Source organism: Rhizobium sp. BK379 (genome assembly GCF_014193955.1).
In the GTDB taxonomy this organism is placed as follows: Bacteria; Pseudomonadota; Alphaproteobacteria; order Rhizobiales; family Rhizobiaceae; genus Rhizobium.
Genome location: NZ_JACIAD010000007.1, coordinates 191,272 through 208,055, shown reverse-complemented (window position 1 = coordinate 208,055; position 16,784 = coordinate 191,272). Strand labels below are relative to the sequence as shown.

Genomic DNA, 16,784 nt, shown 5'->3' with positions numbered 1-16,784 from the left:
GACATGCGTGTTTCCGGACGGCGCCTTGGCGTCTATGCAGTCGCCCTGGCGTTCGCCATCGTGATGAACTTCATACTTCCCCGGCTTATGCCGGGGACGCCCGTCGATGCCATGGTCGCGCAGCTCGGCCCGCGGGCGACACCTGCAGCCGTCGAGGCGATCAAGGCGCGCTTTGGCGCAGTCGATCAGCCGGTGCTCCTGCAATTCGTCGACTATCTGAAGGGACTTGCAACCTTCGATCTCGGCGTCTCCGTCAAATATTACCCTCAGACAGTTGTCCAGGTCCTCAGCCGCTCGACAATCTGGACGATTTTCCTTGTCGTCACCGCCATCATTTTTTCGCTCAGCGTCGGCGTGGTTCTGGGTGCAATTTCCGCCTGGCGGCGAGGCGGACGTTTCGACACGATCGTCTCTCCGCTCGCGGTCGTGATGATTTCGGTGCCGCCTGTCATCGTGGGTCTGACGACGCTCTTCTTGTTCGGTGTGTCGCTGCGGTGGTTGCCCGTCGGCTACGCCTATGATCCGAACCTCGATCCCGGGTTCAACTTCACTTTCGCTGGCAGCGTCTTCATCCACGCCATCATGCCGGTGCTGACGCTGTCGCCGTTCCTGATCGGGGAGTTTCAGACGACAATGCGCTCGTCGATGATCTCGGTGCTTGGGGAGGATTACGTCACAATGGGCCGGGCAAAGGGCCTCAGCCATCTGAGCGTCATGTTCGGCTATGGCGCGCGCAATGCCATGCTTCCGGTCCTGACGAACCTCGCGCTGATGCTCGGCGCCGTCTTCGGTGGCTCGATCGTCACCGAAATCGTCTTCAACTATCCGGGGCTCGGCTTGACGCTCTATACCGCAAGCATCGCCCGCGACTATCCGGTCATCCAGGGCCAGCTCCTGCTGATGACGCTCGCAACGCTCGGCGCGAATTTCCTCGTCGATATCATCTACGGGTTCATCGACCCCAGGCTGCGGGATGCCGTGTAATGGGAGCCACGCTCAGATCCATTCTTCGTCAGAAGAAGGCCGTCGCCGGCCTGATCATCGTCGTCGGCCTCTGGCTGATGGCATTGCTTGCCCCTGTCATCGCCCCTGGCGAGCCGGGCGCACGTGTCGGCCGTTCGCACCAGCCACCTTCCATCGAGCATGTGCTTGGTACGACGAAAATGGGCCGCGACGTCTATCGCCAGTTCGTCTGGGGTGCCCGTAGTTCGCTGTCGGTCGGTTTTGCAACGGGCATTGCCATCACCGTCATCGGCACCGCGATCGGCCTCGTCGCCGGTTACGCCGGAGGCAAGACGGACGCCGCGCTCGACCTTGCGACAAACGCAGTTCTGGTCGTACCAAACATGCCGCTTCTGATCCTGCTTGCCTCTTTTGCCGGCACGGTCGGGCCGATGACGATCATGACCATCATCGCACTGACCTCCTGGCCGTGGGGCGCGCGCATGACGCGCTCGCAGACCATGGCGCTGCGCAACCGCGATTTCGTCACCGCATCGAAAATGATCGGCGAACCGGCATGGCGCATCATCTTCGTCGAGATCCTGCCGAACTTGACGCCGCTGATCGGCATTAACCTCGTCGGCAGCATTATCTACGCGATCGTCGCACAGACGACGCTCGAATATCTCGGTTTCGGCGATCCACTGAAAGTTTCCTGGGGCACGATGCTCTATAATGCCCAGAATGCATCGGCGATCATGGTCGGCGCGTGGTGGGACGTCGGAGTGCCGGCCATCGGCATCGCGCTGATCGGCCTCGGCCTTGCGCTGCTTAACTTTACCTTCGACGAGATCGCCAATCCGCAGCTTCGCTCCGGTCCGGCACTGACGCGCTGGTTCCGGCTCACCCGTGCCCGCAACCGTGAACTGGAGGCACGCCGATGACCAGCAATCTCCTGGAAATCGAAAAGCTCAATGTCGACTACCTGCTCGACAGGGGAGAGTTCCGCGCCGTCAAGGATGTCTCCTTCAATATCGGCAAGGGCGAGATCTTCGGGCTTGCCGGCGAATCCGGCTGCGGCAAGAGCACAATCGCCTATGCCATCACGCGACTGTCCAAGGCCCCGGCCTGGATCAGCGGCGGTAGCATCCGCATGGATGGGCAGGATCTCCTGAAGATGCCCGAGCGCGATCTGCAGAAGATCCGCTGGAAGCGCATCGGTATGGTCTTTCAGAGCGCGATGAACTCACTCAATCCGCTAATGCGGGTCGAAGCGCAGTTTCATGATGTGCTTCACAGGCACACCGGCTGCTCGCGTCAGGAGTCGCGGGCGCGCGGAGAGGAGATGTTCCGGCTCGTGGGCATACCGTCGCAGCGCATTAGCGACTATCCGCATCAGTTTTCGGGCGGTATGCGACAGCGCATTGTCATCGCCATTTGCCTGGCCCTGAGGCCCGAGCTCATCATCATGGACGAGCCGACAACGGCGCTCGATGTCGTCGTGCAGCGCGAAATCCTCGAACAGGTCGTCGACCTGCAGCGAGCTTACGGGTTTTCGGTACTGTTCATCACCCATGACCTGCATCTGATGGCGCAACTCTGCCAGCGCATTGGCGTCATGCTGAAGGGCGAACTCGTTGAGGTCGGAGATGTCAGCCAGGTCAGTCAGGCGCCGTTGCATGATTATACGCGCAAGCTCTGGAACGCCATTCCCCAGCTTCCGAGCACGCCCCATCTTTCAGGAGCACTGGCATGAAGCCCGAGACACATCCGTCCGCGGCCGCACCCGTCATACGGATCGAAGAGATCAGGCGACAATTCGGGCCGGTGCATGCACTGAAAGGCGTTTCCTTCTCGCTCCATCCCGGCCGCGCACTGGCGCTTGTCGGCGAGTCCGGCTGCGGCAAGACGACCTGTGCCCGTATCATCGCGCGTCTCGACCGGCCGACCGGCGGCAAGCTATTCTTTCGCGAGCAGGATCTGACCGCGCAGGGGACGGCGAGGGATGAACGTCTCTATCGCAAGGACGTTCAGATGGTCTTCCAGGATCCGTTCTCGTCACTCAACCCCGCCTTCACGGTCAGTCATCACCTTTCCCGGCCACTGCAACTTCACAACCAGGACACGTCGCGGATAGCTCTTGAGGATGGCATTGCGGAATTGCTGACGAGCGTCGGTCTGGACCCGGCCGTGTCGAAGCAGAAATTTCCGCATGAGCTTTCCGGCGGCCAGCGGCAACGCGTCAACATTGCCCGGGCGCTTGCGGTCGCGCCGAGCGTGCTGGTTGCAGACGAGCCGACGTCGATGCTCGATGTTTCCATCCGCAAGGACATTCTCGATCTGCTTGCCCGGGTGAAGAGGGAGAACGAACTGGCGATGCTCTATATTACCCATGACATCGCAACGGCGGCGCATGTGGCCGAAGAGATCGTCGTGATGTTTGCCGGTCAAATGGTCGAATGGGGTGATACAGAAACAGTGCTCTCCAACCCCCGCCATCCCTATACCCAGCTCCTGCTATCGGCGGTGCCCGATGGCGGACGCCCTTTCGTGACAGGCGGCAGTGCACGCTTCCTCGAGCAGGCAGAGCGCGTCCGTTCGCTCAGCCGTCCGGAATCCACGGTGATCGAACAGATCGGCCCCAATCATTTCATGCGCGCACTCGGCGCCCAAAGCTAACAGGACATACGCCAATGGATTATCTCGTGAACCTGTCCACTCTTCCGCAGGACACAAAATCACCCGACGCGATGGCAAAAGCGGGCGTCACTATCCGCCGGGCACTGCCGCCCGAACTGAAGCTGATTGTCCGCTGGATCGGCGAGCATTTCGGCGACGCGTGGGCAAGCGAGGCAACGGTTGCGATGACGCGCCAGCCGCCGACCTGCTTCATCGCTACGCGTGAAGGCAAGCTCATCGGCTTTGCCTGCCACGAGGCGACCGCTCCCGATTTCTTCGGGCCGACCGGTGTCGATGAAAGCATGCGGGGGCTCGGCGTCGGCAGGGCGCTGCTCTTTGCCAGCCTCAACGACCTGAAGACCATGGGCTATGGTTACGCGATCATCGGCGATGTCGGCCCATCCGCCTTTTACGAGAAAGCCGTCGGCGCCACTCCCATCCCCGATTCCGCTCCCGGCATTTATGCCGGCATGCTCAAGAGCTGATCACGACAATCGAACAGAAAGAAGCAATCATGTCCAAACCGCGACATCCGGCCCTGCGGCTCGAAACTCTCTGGAATCCGCCAGCCGACGGCAAGGATTTCTCCTATGTCCTGCAGCTCAAGAATCTGGCTGCCGAGCCGCTCTCGGGCTTCTCGCTCTGCGTCAGTGGCCCGGGGCGGGTCGATCCCGCTGGACGCGTGGAGGGTGCAACAGTTTTGAAAAGGTTGTCGAACTTCACCGAATTCCAGCCGCCGGAAGGTTACGTTCTCGGCAAGGGCGAGACCTGGACGATATCAGTCCACGCGCTGAGCTGGCAGTTTCGCCATTGGACGGATGGTGCGACCAGCGCCTATCTCGCTCTTGCCGACGGTAGCACCGTTTCGCTCGGGATCGAACCTACGCGGTCATCTGCCAGCAATGCGCCCCTGAAGCGTGGCGCGGAGATTTTCCCCGTGCCGGCCATGGCGCCGGTGCAGGTTTCGATCATTCCCTGGCCGAACCATGTGGCTGTCGCTTCACGGCGACCCTTGCCGGCAGGCTTTGCACTGCAGGCTGAAGATGCGGATGCGATAGCTGCAGCTGATAGCTTCAAGACCCTAGTCTCCCATCTCTTTGCCGTCGAAGGTATCGTCCGCTCGCCTGCGGAAGGGGCTGCAACTGTCAGCTTGAAGAAGTCTGCCGGTCTCAGTCCCGAGGCATACCGGCTGACATTCGAAGAGGAGGCGATCACCGTCGAGGCAAATGGCCAGACCGGCTTTCTCTACGGCCTCGTGACCCTCGGCCAGATCTGGCGGGGTGCGCGCCTGCATCCGCAGACTTTCCAGTTCCCGGCTTCAGGCGAAATTGTCGATGAACCATCGATGGCCTGGCGCGGTCTGCATCTGGATGTTGCTCGTCAGTTCTACGGCGAGGCGGAAATCAAGAAACTGATGGCGGTACTCGCCTGGAACAAACTCAACCGCTTCCACTGGCACCTCTCCGATGACGAGGCCTGGCGCGTGGAGATCGACGCATATCCGGCATTGACCGAGATCGGTGCGTGGCGCGGCCACGGTCTTGCCCTGCCGCCGCTGCTCGGCTCCAGCCCGGCCCGTACAGGCGGCTATTACACCAAGGACGCCATCCGCGAGATCGTCGCTTACGCCCAGGGCTTCGGCATCGAAATCGTACCGGAGATCGATATACCCGGCCACTGCTACGCAATGCTGCAGGCCATACCGGAGCTGCGAGATCCGCAGGAGGCCGGTAGCTACTATTCCGTTCAGGGCTTCCCCGATAATTGCATCAACCCCGCTCGTGAAAAGACCTATGAGGTGATCGAAACGATCTTCTTGGAACTCATCGAGCTGTTCCCCTTCAAGACTATCCACATCGGTGCCGACGAAGTGCCGCTCGGCGCTTGGTCAGGCTCACCGGAAGCGCTCACAAATCTGCGTTCGCTCGCCGGTGACGAGGTTGCCGATGCGCATGCGAAGCGCCTGAATGTCATTACCAATACTCATGGTGCCGACGATATCCATGGTTCTGGCGCAGCCTACCTGCAGGCCGAGTTTCTTGAGCGGGTTCAGCGCTTCCTTGCTTCCAAGGGCTGTATCACCGGCGGTTGGGAAGAAGCGGCGCATGGCGATGTCATCGATAAATCGAAGAGCTATCTTTGCAGCTGGCGCAATGTCGAAGTTGCCGCCGAACTTGCCAATCGAGGTTACGAGATCGTCGTCTGCCCCGGGCAGGTCTATTATCTGGACATGGCGCTGCGGCCGGACTGGGACGAGCCGGGTGCGAGCTGGGCCGGCACCTCGGATGCCGAAAAGATCTATACGTTCGATCCGGTGGGCGGCTGGACTGAAACTCAGAAGCAGAAGCTTCGCGGTATCCAGGCCTGCATCTGGTCCGAGCCGATGACGGATCGTGCCGTCTTTGACCGGCTCGTCTTCCCGCGTCTTTCGGCACTTGCCGAAACGGGCTGGACGAAGCCGTCTGCGAAATCCTGGGAACGTTTCAAGGCACTCGCAGGGCTGATGCCACTGCTCTACGGGCTGCAGCAGTCTTGATCGATTGATGAAACGGAGACGGCTGATCTTCACCTCTCGGTCGAGGAGGAGATCAGCCGACCGGCTTCTGCAACACGTCGAAGCGCGGATTGGTCTCCGAGAAGATCGGCAGGGCGGCCGCTCCGAGGATAGCGGTATCCTTGCCGGTCATGCCGATCATGACACGCGGAATGGTTCTCTCTTCAGCGGGGTCGATCGGTACGTGCAACGGCTCCAGCCGCGCGGCTAGCCGGCGCATCATGATGGTCGAGATGCTGCCGCCGAGCACAATTGTCTGCGGATCGAAGGCAAGCTCGAGGAAATCGATAGTCTGTCGCAACGGCTGCACGGCCTGATCCAACCATGTATCGAGACCATCGCCACTGCTGGCGATTAACGCGTCGAGATCGTCGGGCGAAAGCTCATCCGCGTTGGTTATGCCCATAACCTCATAAGCGACGGTCGGCGAAACGTAACGGTCGAGACACCCGCGCTTGCCGCAGCTGCAGAGCCGGCCATGCGGCTCGACGATGATGTGGCCGATCTCGCCGGCATTGTGACGGCTGCCCTTGTAGAGATGTCCATCGAGAAACATCCCGGCGCCGATGCCGCCGCCACCCGCAAGGAAGAGATAGACGAAGCTGCTGAAGCCGCGGGCGACACCATGCAGGCGTTCGCCGATAGCCGCCGCCGTCGCGTCATTCTCGACGAGCACCGGGACCTTGACGCGCCGTTCCAGTTCGTAGCCAACCGGGAAGTCCTGCCAGCCGGGCAGGTTCAGCGGGCTGAGCGAGGTGACGCCGCCATCCGCATAGCGGCCGGGGAGGGCCATGCCGACACCAAGCAACCTGTTACGGTCGAAGGAGAAGGCCTGCTGCAGATCCTCGACAATAGACCCGAGGGCTGGCATGGCCTGTTCGGGATCGGGATGTTCGACATGGCGCTCGATGCGTGCACAGACGGCGCCGGAGAGATCAGTCAGCACACCGCTGGCGCGCTGGCGGCCAAGTTCGAGACCGATGGAATAGGCACCGTGCGGGTTGATCGAATAGGGGATGATCGGTTGGCCGCGCGCAAGCTTCTGCGCTTTGGCGGGCACGAGCAGGTGGGAACGCTGCAATTCCTCGACGATGTTCGAGACCGTCTGCGCCGTCAGCGCTGTCATGCGGGCGATTGCGGCGCGCGACAGCGGACCATTGGTGCGGATAGCCTCGATCACGACACGCCTGTTGTGTGACTTGGCCTGCTCGAGATTGGTGCCTGAAATAGCCTTCATGGTGTCTTTTATAGGAGTTGAATATCACCTTTGCCACAAGACGATCATGTGGGAAAGGGCAGAAGTGTGCAGTCTTTTCAATGTGATCGCGACGACAGTTGATGCCGATTGTTTCGTCGGCTCTTAAAGTATCACTTTAACGACGGTGTCGCAGGCGTCGATGCTGTTGACGGTGCCGGACAGGGCATCGAATTCCCCTGAATGATAAGAGATTTGTCGTGAAAATCGTCTGCCAGGATCGACGGCGCCAGGATGAAGTTCTATGGCAGGCGGAATGCCTAACCAATTGAGGCGAATCATGAATTTGAGCATCAGCCGCACCGCAGGAAACGCCGTACTCTTTGGCGTGCTTCTGATGCTTCTCGGAGATCTCCTATTTTCCTTGAATGACGCCATGGGCAAATGGCTGGTGGCGAGCTTTGCGGTCGGTCAGGTCCTGGTGATACGTTCGTTCGGTTCCTTTCTCATCCTTGCTCCCATGATTGCCAGGCAAGGACCTCGCACGTTGTTTCAGGTCGAGCGCGTGCCTCTGCAGGTCCTGCGAGTCATCCTGACGACAGGGGATGTTGCGTTATTCTATGCCGCGGTCGCCTACCTTCCGCTCGCCGACGTCATGACTTTCTACATGGCCGGGCCTATCTACGTGGCCGCTCTGTCGCATTTTTTCCTTGGCGAAACGATCGGCTGGCGCCGTTGGTTAGCCGTCATCATTGGCTTTGTCGGGGTCTTGGTAGCCCTGAGACCTTCAACGGCAATGTTATCCTGGCCCTCGATCTTCGGTCTGATCGGCAGCCTGTCCTTCGCGCTGACACTGATCCTCGGCCGTCGGTTGCGACAAACGAGCGATGCGACGCTGGTGACATGGCAGACAGTCGGCGCCCTGGTCACCGGTCTAATCCTGAGCATTGGCGACTGGCGTTCAATGTCCTCCCTCGACTTCATCGCGATGCTGGCGCTGGGTGTCGTCGCGGGCAGCGCGCATTTGATGATCACGCGCGCCCTGAAGCTCGCTCCGGCCTCCCTCCTTGCACCGCTTCAATACAGCCTGCTGCTCTGGGCAATCGTGCTGGGCTATGTTTTCTTCGGCGAATTGCCGGACAGCCAGATTCTGATTGGCTCCGTTATCATTGTTCTGGCAGGCCTCTTCATCTTCCATCGCAAGAACATCGTGGATGTCACGCCCAAAGCCGACGTTCCGCCCGATGGGCATTAGAAGTCACGCGGTCCCGTGGTGATTTCAGCGATGGGCATGTCTACGTGCTCATCGCCCACACGGATTGAGCCGAGCTTGGCATCCGCCGCAGTCAGTCGCATCATATGGTGGCGTGATCGCGGGGTCTCCTCGGGGCTTTCAACCGAAAGCGAGATTTGCTCGTCGAATTTCGATTTTTTCAATTGCCGCTGACCATTCGCAATATCTGGCTTGGGAGCACGGCGTTGCTTCATTACAAGCAGGTAAGCCTGCCATGCGAAGCTGAGCATGAACCGCGGGTTTTGAAAAATCGCCCAGGCGGTCACGATGGACAGACGCAGGTGCCTTGCCCTTCTGTACTGCCGGAACGCATATTTTTGAGTAAGCGCGATAGCACTCCTGGCCGCGTATCTCGGAAGCTGCGGATTTGCGATGATCGAGCGCTTGATCACTTCCAAAACACCTCGACCCATCCGCGCGTGGTTGGACGACATATTGCCGGGATATTTCCTGTATCCCACCAGGCGTTCGGGGACGACTTCCATGCAATAACGCGCGGCAAGCCTGAGTTCGAAATCGAGGTCTTCACAGCCTCCGATATCTTCTGCAGCGTATGAGCTATCAAACCCGCCAATCTCAAGCGCAGCGTCCCGCCGGACGAGAAGCGCGCTTCCGTTCCCTACATATTTAAAATTCAGATGCCGGGCGTAGATATAGCCCCTAGCGATCTTGGAGCCGCCGAGCCCGATGATCTCATCGTCCTGATCGATGATATAATGCAGCACATAGACCGCGGCCCATCGCGGGGATAAGCGGATGAGAGCGTCTACCTGCTTCTCGATCTTCGTCGAGTGCCAGAGATCGTCGGCATCGAGGAATGCCACATATCGACCTGATGATGCATCGATTCCAGTATTTCTTGCGGCGGCGACACCATGGTTTGGTGTGGACAGGAGGCGGATCCGTGAATCCGTCATCGCTATCTGCTCAACCAGTTTTGCCGTGTCATCCGTGGAGCCGTCATCGACAACAATGATCTCCAGCGCAGCATAGGTCTGGGCCATGGCGGACCGAAGCGTGCGCTCAATATAGCGGGAAGCGTTGAAGGCTGGAATGACCACCGAAACCAACGGTTGGGTGGAGTGAAAAGCATCACCTCGGTCCATCGGCTCTTCCTTATATCCCCGCCGGGACGAGGCAGATCTGATGCTTCATCAGGCTGGCGACAGACGATCGGTGAGTGACGATGATCAGTGTCCTAGTCCGGTATTCCCCAAGCAGGAGGGAAAGCACCCGCGCTTCGGTCGCCTCATCGAGCGCATTGGTGGCTTCGTCGAGTAGCAATATTTCAGGTCGACCGGCGAGTGCGCGCGCCAGGCCAATGCGTTGCCGCTGGCCGCCAGAAAGCCTGATTGCCTCATCGCCCAGCCATTCGTCGAAGCCGGCGGGCAGTTTCTCGATGAATTCTGTGGCGCAAGCCATATCCGCCGCCCAACGGACATCCTCCTCGGAAATTTCGCGGCGGAACCGGATGTTGTCCAGAACCGTGCCTTCCATCAACTCGACGTCCTGGCCCGAGACGGAGAGCAGTCGCAACCAGCTCGGTCGCTCGATGGTTGAAAGATCCCGGCCATCGAGAGTTATGCGCCCCTCGCTCGGCTGGATGAGATCGAGCAGCATGTTGAGGATCGTTGTCTTGCCGGAGCCGCTTGGCCCCGTCAGTGCGGTTGTTTCTCCTGTTTTGATGGAGAAGCTCACATGGCTGACGGCGGGAGCGCTGCTGCCTTCATAAGAGAAGGAAACATCATGGAAAACGATCTCCTGCTGCAGATGTCTGAGCTTTTCTCCGCAGGCAACCTGCCTCGCATCATCCGCCTCGGAAATTACCGCCATAACGTTCTGCAAGGGGGCTTCCAGGGCATGCAGGCCAAGGATCTGGGAATCGAATTCCTTGATATATGGTTGAAGCCTGTAGAGGAGGATGGTCGCCGACAAGGATGCACGGAAATCCACCGGCAGAAATTGCGAAGACAGAATGATCGTCAGGACTACGCCGAATGTCAGCGCCTCGCTCAAAAGCGAGGTTATCGCACCCATCTTGTCGGAATGGGACCAGGTTTTCCCGACATCTGTTGAAAGGGCATCGAAACTGCTTTCGTGGCGCTTTTCCAGGCCGAAGCTTTTCACTGCCTTTACGGTCTGCAATGTGGTCCAGGTTAATTGGGTCAGGTCCTCCATCGCCGAGATGGCGGCCGCGCCTGTGCGCCGATAGGTCTCGGCAAACAGGCCAAGGGTCAGATTATGGACCACACCGAAAATAAGGCCGAGCACGGCGATCGGCCATGCCATCACGAGCATCCCGGTACCGAAGATGATGATGGTCCCGAGATTGATACCCAGGCGTACCAAGCTCGCGTGAGCCGAAGCGACCGCATAGGACTCCGTTGCGATGACATTCATCAGATCGCTGCGTTCGTAGCGCTGAAAGCGTTGAAATGGGATCGTCAGGATTTTTGAATAGAGACGATGGCGGATGCTGCCGCTGATTTGATGGCTGACGGCGCTCGCGATGATCGAATTGGCGAAGCCAAGAACGATCCTGAGGATGATCGCGCAGACGAGGATGGCGACTAGCATCGATTTCGATATCGCAGCTTCAAACCCACCGAAGAATGCCGGAAGCCCAGGGATCGCAACGCCGGTTGAGGGGCTTTGCTGGCCGAGAACAAAAACGAGGCTCACCAGAAAGGTGATCCCGACCATTTCCATCAGGCCGCTCAGGATACCGATCACGACCATTACCGACGTCTTCAGCCGAAGCGACGGCACGAGTTTCAGGAGCTCACGGAATCGAGCTGCGATGACCAAATTGAAGGGTCTGGCCGACTTGGTGGATACGGAGTCTTGCTGCGTTGTCATAAGCCATTCCCGCGTGGTTTGGCTAAGACGCCGCTCTGACCAACAGCTTCCGTTTCAAAACGAGCATGGAATGAGGTGCCATTCTCGGAGAGGGCGATAACGGCCATTGTATCTGCGGCCTGCGGGGCAGGGCGCTTCCCCGTCAGGCGTCTTGCCAATCGTCGTGCCCGGCGTTTGGCTGAGTGCCAGACAAGGCTGGCCCCATGCCTAGCAAGCCTCACGGGGAACCGCCCAGCAATCATCGGCGCGAGCTTTCTGAGCTGATCGTGGTCTTTGCTGGAAAGCGCCTTATGGAAATACCATCGCGCCGTATCGAATTCCGCGGTGGCGGCGGCGGCGGCAAGATGCGGATGGCGTTTTTTTACCTCTGCCATCACCAGGGCATGTGATCTCAGCATGCGACAGGCATTGCTCGACATGTTCCCCTGAGTGAAACGGTATCCCGTCAGAAAATCAGGGACTGGGGTGAAAGGCAGCCTTTCGGCCAGCGCCAAATAAAGCTTCTGGTCTTCGCATCCTTCGGCATCCTGATCGCGCAGCGACGGATCGTAGCCACCACATGCCAGGACATCCGCACGCGGCATCAGCGGCGTGCTGCCGTTACCGATAAAATTTTCCCGTATCATGATTTCGAAGACGTCGCCCTTGTACAAAACCGGGCTCGAATGAGCGAAAATCACGCCATTCGCGTCGATGGCCGCATACCAGTTGTAGGCGACGCCGCGCCCGTCGGGAAGGCTTGCGAGCGCCCGGAGTTGCAATTCGATTTTGCGCGGATGCCAGAGATCGTCGGCATCGATGGGGGCAATGTAACTGCCGATCGCTTCGCCGATTGCCGCGTTGCGGGCGCGAGCCACACCGCCGTTTTCCTGCCTCAGGACCCTGACGCGTGAATCCTGGAGCCGATAATCGATTGCCAGTTCGTAGGTCCCATCCTGCGAGCCATCATCGACCACGAGGATTTCCAGGCGTTCGTGGGTCTGGCTTGAGACGCTTCGAAGTGTGTCTACGAGCGTCCTTGCAGCGTTGTAGGCCGGAATAACAACAGTGACCAAGGGGGGGTGATCGACACTCATGGCGCGCTATCCGATGAAAGCGTCGGGTTGGCCCATCATTTCGGCAAAGGCCTTGAGAGGGAGGTCGCCGCGAACTTCGAGGCGTGGCAGGGACAAGGGGTGGTCGCCAAAGCTCGTCCTCGCGGGCTTGGTTGAAAAGCCGATCTCGTAGCCTGCGCGAACAAGGATGCCGGGAACACGGAAATCGGTGGAGCCGAAGGGTAGGGCGATAGACCTCACGGGCTCGCCGAGCCGGCTTTCCAGCGCAACGCGTGAGAGAGCCGCCTCGTCGAGCAATGTCGCGTTATCAAGCGAACTTGCCGGCCTGTGAGACGCGAGATGAGACCCGAAGCGGATGCCTTGTCGGTGCAGGCTCTGGATATCGCCCCAGGACATCAGCGGTGCCGTATCCCCGTAGCGGGCATCCCAATCCGACCTGCCGCCCACCTTATCCGTCACCACGAAGACGTCTGCACTGAACCCGTTTTCCGCCAGAATCGGAAAGGCATCGGTGAGAAAATCGAGATAGGCGTCGTCAAAGGTCAGAACGACGGGTCGGCCCTGGATAGGTTTGCCCTGACGCAACAGATTGGTCAGGCTCTCGGCCGTCAGCGCATAATAGCCCTGCCGCCGGAGGAACTGCATCTGTTGACGGAAAGTTTCCGGAGCCACCCGGAAGCGACGGAGCGAGTCCGGACCGTCAAGTGCGACCCTGTGATACATGAGCACCGGAATCGAGGTCACGACTTCGTTTGCCCATGCAGCCTCGCGGTCGACGCCTGCCGGTCCCCGGATAATGTATTTGGCGACGTTCGCATCGAGAGGCACGCCATGGGCCGCGATATGCACGACTGGCGTTGCCGTAGCGCGCTTTGCGAACCGATGGATTGCGTAAAGCTCGGTCTCGATCGTTTCCTCAAGCACAAGATCAGGCAGGTTTGACAGGACCTTCTTGATCGTCCCCATGCCAAACGGATTGTCCCAGTCGAAACCGGTTCTGTCGGGCTCGTCGCGCCGGAGATGGGCGTGTGCCGTGACAAGGCAGCCCCCCGGTTTCAAGGCGGCGGCGATCTTCCGGCATACTTGTTCGAGGCTTGCTTCATCGTCGATGAAGTAGAGGACCTCCGAGCAAACGATGAGATCCTGTTCGGGCGGAAGTTCGCCTTCGACGAAATCCAGGACGCGAAGCTCCACATTCGGAAGGTCGCGGCATCTCTCGGTTGCTCTTTCAACCGCGCGGCTGGAAATGTCGGCGGCCGTCACGAAACCCACCTTTTGTGCGAGTTTTATCGTGAATAGTCCTTCAGCGCAGGCGAGCTCCAGAGCCTTCCCAACACCATCAGGAATGAGGCTCAGCGTTTGCTCGTATTTGACCTGTTCGTATGCTGAGACATAATTCCAGGGGTCCGGGCGCTCGAAAAAACGTTCCCAATATTCCTTCTTCGTCGCAGATTCGGATAGATACGCTTGCTTGTCTTCCGCTTCAGGAGACTCGTCGCTGGTCACGGATACGGCGAGTGGATGCTTGGACTGCGAGCTGGCCTCGGGCAAGCCTGCATCATCCTCTCGCGCGTTCGCTGCCGGCCCGACGAGTGCGGTTACCTGGATCGTTTTGAAGAGATGGTTGAGTTGCCTTCGCCGTCCGCGACGCTGCCTCATAATTTTGCTGAAAACCCTCGCATTGCGGATGGCTCCAGTTGCCCAGGTGCGCGCATAGGAAAATGTCAAAGGCGTCGGCAAACGATCTGCGGTCTTTAGTTCATTGATGATCAGATCGGCCTGGGCGCGGATGGATAAGTCTCCCCACAGGGCGGCGACATGCAATCCGACATGGTGCCGACCGGCATAGAGATGCAGCAGCAGTGTATCGGCCTCGTCCGCCTTTCTGATCAAGGCTAACTTGCCGATGTCGGTTGCCACCACCTGCAGATGGCCGAGCGCGAAGGAGCGAGACCGGTCAGCCGCAGAGATCGGCCAGACGGTGAGCTCTTCTATCCGGCGTCCGGTTCCGGGAAGAGAGTGCCGCTCAAGCAATTGTACCAGCTCGAGGAACGCTGGCTTCCAGCGCTCAAGCAACGCGACAAGATCGGAATCACGTTCAACTGCCAGGCCGACCTTCAACCCGTGCAATATCACCTCGGCCAGGAAGCTCTCGTAGCCGGAAGCGTTGGGGAATTCGGGCAGAAGTTTCGCCAGCTCGGCAAGATCGGTTCCCGTGCACAGGCTGACGGAAGCGGCCCAGGCAAGCATCCGCAACTGACCGAGAGCAGGTGCGGTCCATTGGGCGTCCTCATCGGACTGCGAAAGCCCCTCTTTCAAGCGCAGCTCTTGCGCCCTGGTGGTAACGCGGATTGCATCCCTCACCGTTTTAAACGGATTTCTGGAGAGAGAACCGGTCTTCATGCGATAGAAGGCAAAGCATCCCTCGACCTGTCGGAACGCAGCTCCCGCAAATGCCATGCGGAGCCAGAGATCCCATTCCTCGCAAGTCTGCAGTTCGACATCCAAACCGCCCATGCGGACGAAAAGGTCCTTGGGAAGGACCGCTGCATGAATCGCCAGAGCGCAGAACGACGAGAATTCCCGCTTTGCCCTGTCTCCTGTGAGATCGGGGGGTGTCTCGACGCCTAGCTTTCGGCCGTCTGGTGTGACGCGGCGATAGCTGCAATAGGCAATGACCGGTTTCAGACCATCGCCGGTGACCGGCAGCATGTTCTGAATGAATGCAGGATCCAGCCAGTCGTCGGCGTCGAGCATGCACAGCAGAGGAGCAGTCGCAAAACGGGCGGCTGCGTTGCGCGCTGCGGATGCGCCGGCATTCGCCTGACGATGGACCAGGATCCGGCTGTCCGATTTCGCCAGGCCTTCGAGCACATTCCAGGTATCGTCTTTCGAACCGTCGTCGACGACCACTGCCTGCCAGTTTGACACCGACTGTCTCTGCAAGCTGCCCAAGCAGTCGGCCAGAGTTTCCGCCGCGTTATATGCGGGGATCAGGAACGATATGACAGGCTTCGATACTGTTACCATGCCGGCATCTTCCAGCGGCGCAGGACATACCAGGCGCCGTTGACGCATCCCAGCATTTCCTCCTTGAGAAAGAAGTCGTCCGAGGTCGCTCCCTTGGGCAGCCGTTTCCTCAACTTTCGAAAATAGTATCGTGGCAGGGCGACGAGGATGCGCCGCAGATTTCCCCGGTTTCCGGTGTTCTGGTACTGGACTAGCAAGGCAGCCACATGGCCACTCATATATTGGCGGATCTGCTTGGCGAGCCCTTTCATCTCCTTGCGATGGAAATGCCAGGAAACCGCGGTTGGCTCGTAGCGGCAGGTGCCACCGTGATGCAGAAGTCGATTCCAGAGTTCGGAATCGCCCGAGCACCCCGCCGCGCCCATATCCAGCCGGACGTCGAACAATCCGATATCGTTGAACACCTGACGGCGGAACGCCTGGCTTGCGCCAGCACCGATCAGCCAGGCAGGCGCCCCGTATGGCGCGCTCTGGCGATAGAAGTCCGGACCGAAATCCAGGCGCTTATAGCCTCTGCCAAATCCCCAATGGGTTTCGAAGATCAGTTGCGCGGGCGTGGAAAGCTCTCCGGGAAGGACAAGGCCGGTAACGCATCCGATCTCGGGCCGGTCAAAGGCCTTCATCAGGTTTTCCAGCCAGCGTTCATGCAGGACAACGTCGTCATCCGTGAAGGCCACGAACTCGGTACTTGCCGCGCGGACGGCGGCATTGCGGGCGAAGTCCAGGCCTATTCTGTCTTCCCGCACATAAGTCGCGCCGGCCGCCTCCACGACGCGGCGCGTGCCGTCGCCGGCTGAAGCGTTGTCGACGACGATGACCTCAACCGGCGGCAGAGACTGGTTCGGGATCGATGCGAGGCATCTGGCCAGTTCATCCGGCCGGTCCTTGGTGCAGATCAGGAGGCTGACGTCGCGGTTCCTGATTGGCGTCTGCATTACAGTTCGGGCGTGTTCAGTGGTCTCTGGCAGTACGGTGTGTGCTGCCAGTTCGGTCAGTTCTTCTGGCCCTTTGATAAAGGCCTGACCGACGGGAAGGCCGTCGGAGGTGAAGACGACCAAGCCGGCAGCGACCGCCCGCGCATCCGCACGGACGTCATCCAAAAGATCCAGGTACTGGATGGGCACAGGAAAGACATTGTCTTTCATGTCACGCGGGACGGCGTCACTCATTACCACA

The 16,784-nt window shown here is 59.5% G+C and carries 13 protein-coding genes; 7 read left to right on the top strand and 6 right to left on the bottom strand.

Translation table 11 applies throughout. From position 1 onward, the window contains the following. The first annotated feature begins 3 nt into the window (after window positions 1–3). From FHT93_RS27065 to FHT93_RS27040, 6 genes are read left to right on the top strand one after another with little or no spacing between them, the layout of a single operon-like run. Window positions 4–984 carry an ABC transporter permease gene (locus FHT93_RS27065; protein ID WP_112970310.1) on the top strand — a complete coding sequence of 327 codons (981 nt, stop codon included), beginning with the start codon at window positions 4–6 and terminating at the stop codon, window positions 982–984. Further along, window positions 984–1,886, top strand: a complete 903-nt coding sequence (locus FHT93_RS27060) for an ABC transporter permease (protein WP_113014303.1) — start codon at window positions 984–986, stop codon at window positions 1,884–1,886. The genes FHT93_RS27065 and FHT93_RS27060 overlap by 1 nt, the downstream gene beginning before the upstream one ends. Beyond that, window positions 1,883–2,698, top strand: coding sequence for an ABC transporter ATP-binding protein (locus FHT93_RS27055; protein ID WP_112970312.1), 816 nt, complete (start codon window positions 1,883–1,885; stop codon window positions 2,696–2,698). The genes FHT93_RS27060 and FHT93_RS27055 overlap by 4 nt, the downstream gene beginning before the upstream one ends. Then, window positions 2,695–3,621 (top strand): ABC transporter ATP-binding protein, encoded by a 927-nt coding sequence (locus FHT93_RS27050; RefSeq protein WP_183850354.1) that lies wholly within the window; start codon window positions 2,695–2,697, stop codon window positions 3,619–3,621. Before FHT93_RS27055 ends, FHT93_RS27050 begins: the two co-directional genes overlap by 4 nt. A 14-nt stretch (window positions 3,622–3,635) precedes the next feature. Then, window positions 3,636–4,106, top strand: coding sequence for a GNAT family N-acetyltransferase (locus tag FHT93_RS27045; protein ID WP_112970314.1), 471 nt, complete (start codon window positions 3,636–3,638; stop codon window positions 4,104–4,106). 29 nt (window positions 4,107–4,135) lie between these two features. Next, complete coding sequence (locus tag FHT93_RS27040) at window positions 4,136–6,157, top strand: beta-N-acetylhexosaminidase (RefSeq protein ID WP_112970315.1); 2,022 nt, start codon at window positions 4,136–4,138, stop codon at window positions 6,155–6,157. 52 nt (window positions 6,158–6,209) lie between these two features. Here the strand turns inward: FHT93_RS27040 and FHT93_RS27035 are convergent, their stop codons facing one another. Beyond that, the gene (locus tag FHT93_RS27035) at window positions 6,210–7,412 is read right to left on the bottom strand and encodes an ROK family transcriptional regulator (protein ID WP_183850352.1); all 1,203 of its coding nucleotides are present in this window, start codon (window positions 7,410–7,412) and stop codon (window positions 6,210–6,212) included. 298 nt (window positions 7,413–7,710) lie between these two features. On the opposite strand from FHT93_RS27035, the gene FHT93_RS27030 reads away from it, so the two are divergent. Next, on the top strand, window positions 7,711–8,625 hold the full coding sequence (locus tag FHT93_RS27030) for a DMT family transporter (RefSeq protein ID WP_183850559.1): 915 nt from the start codon (window positions 7,711–7,713) through the stop codon (window positions 8,623–8,625). Here the strand turns inward: FHT93_RS27030 and FHT93_RS27025 are convergent. From FHT93_RS27025 to FHT93_RS27005, 5 genes are read right to left on the bottom strand one after another with little or no spacing between them, the layout of a single operon-like run. Further along, a complete protein-coding gene (locus FHT93_RS27025; RefSeq protein WP_183850350.1) occupies window positions 8,622–9,770 on the bottom strand; it encodes a glycosyltransferase family A protein in 1,149 nt (382 codons plus the stop codon). The genes FHT93_RS27030 and FHT93_RS27025 overlap by 4 nt on opposite strands. A gap of 10 nt (window positions 9,771–9,780) precedes the next feature. Further along, window positions 9,781–11,523 (bottom strand): ABC transporter ATP-binding protein, encoded by a 1,743-nt coding sequence (locus FHT93_RS27020; protein WP_183850348.1) that lies wholly within the window; start codon window positions 11,521–11,523, stop codon window positions 9,781–9,783. Continuing rightward, window positions 11,520–12,599, bottom strand: a complete 1,080-nt coding sequence (locus tag FHT93_RS27015; protein ID WP_183850346.1) for a glycosyltransferase family 2 protein — start codon at window positions 12,597–12,599, stop codon at window positions 11,520–11,522. The genes FHT93_RS27020 and FHT93_RS27015 overlap by 4 nt, the downstream gene beginning before the upstream one ends. 6 nt (window positions 12,600–12,605) lie before the next feature. Further along, window positions 12,606–15,608, bottom strand: coding sequence for a glycosyltransferase (locus tag FHT93_RS27010; RefSeq protein WP_183850344.1), 3,003 nt, complete (start codon window positions 15,606–15,608; stop codon window positions 12,606–12,608). Further along, window positions 15,602–16,777 carry a glycosyltransferase gene (locus tag FHT93_RS27005; protein ID WP_183850342.1) on the bottom strand — a complete coding sequence of 392 codons (1,176 nt, stop codon included), beginning with the start codon at window positions 16,775–16,777 and terminating at the stop codon, window positions 15,602–15,604. The genes FHT93_RS27010 and FHT93_RS27005 overlap by 7 nt, the downstream gene beginning before the upstream one ends. Window positions 16,778–16,784: the final 7 nt, after the last annotated feature.

Coding starts and splice junctions, on each gene's coding strand:
- FHT93_RS27065 (WP_112970310.1), top strand. CDS start 4: ATGCGTGTTTCCGGACGGCGCCTTGGCGTCTATGCAGTCGCCCTGGCG.
- FHT93_RS27060 (WP_113014303.1), top strand. CDS start 984: ATGGGAGCCACGCTCAGATCCATTCTTCGTCAGAAGAAGGCCGTCGCC.
- FHT93_RS27055 (WP_112970312.1), top strand. CDS start 1,883: ATGACCAGCAATCTCCTGGAAATCGAAAAGCTCAATGTCGACTACCTG.
- FHT93_RS27050 (WP_183850354.1), top strand. CDS start 2,695: ATGAAGCCCGAGACACATCCGTCCGCGGCCGCACCCGTCATACGGATC.
- FHT93_RS27045 (WP_112970314.1), top strand. CDS start 3,636: ATGGATTATCTCGTGAACCTGTCCACTCTTCCGCAGGACACAAAATCA.
- FHT93_RS27040 (WP_112970315.1), top strand. CDS start 4,136: ATGTCCAAACCGCGACATCCGGCCCTGCGGCTCGAAACTCTCTGGAAT.
- FHT93_RS27035 (WP_183850352.1), bottom strand. CDS start 7,412: ATGAAGGCTATTTCAGGCACCAATCTCGAGCAGGCCAAGTCACACAAC.
- FHT93_RS27030 (WP_183850559.1), top strand. CDS start 7,711: ATGAATTTGAGCATCAGCCGCACCGCAGGAAACGCCGTACTCTTTGGC.
- FHT93_RS27025 (WP_183850350.1), bottom strand. CDS start 9,770: ATGGACCGAGGTGATGCTTTTCACTCCACCCAACCGTTGGTTTCGGTG.
- FHT93_RS27020 (WP_183850348.1), bottom strand. CDS start 11,523: ATGACAACGCAGCAAGACTCCGTATCCACCAAGTCGGCCAGACCCTTC.
- FHT93_RS27015 (WP_183850346.1), bottom strand. CDS start 12,599: ATGAGTGTCGATCACCCCCCCTTGGTCACTGTTGTTATTCCGGCCTAC.
- FHT93_RS27010 (WP_183850344.1), bottom strand. CDS start 15,608: ATGGTAACAGTATCGAAGCCTGTCATATCGTTCCTGATCCCCGCATAT.
- FHT93_RS27005 (WP_183850342.1), bottom strand. CDS start 16,777: ATGAGTGACGCCGTCCCGCGTGACATGAAAGACAATGTCTTTCCTGTG.